General features: G+C 45.8%; 1 pseudogene. It reads right to left on the reverse strand.

Annotation, left to right across the window (positions count from 1 at the left end):
* Positions 1-262 (reverse strand): annotated as a pseudogene (locus SB775_RS30730) (UDP-N-acetyl-D-mannosamine dehydrogenase); the annotation flags it as partial.

A 262-nucleotide genomic window follows, 5' to 3' on the forward strand; every position in this document is an offset into this window, starting at 1 on the left:
TAATCCATATTCGCTGTTTTGTCTTCTGCAATCGGAGACGGGACAGCGATGATGAACATGTCCGCTTCCGCCGGTTTTGTTGATACCGAGAAAGTGCCTTTTTCCAATGCTTTGTTCAAGTAATCCTGAAGGAACGGTTCTTCAATGTGGATCTGGCCATCTGACAGCATATCCACCGCTTTTTGATTGACGTCCACGCCATGAACTTCATAACCATGGTTTGCAAACATGACTGCTGTCGGCAAGCCGATATATCCTAATC

Source organism: Peribacillus sp. SIMBA_075 (assembly GCF_046534585.1).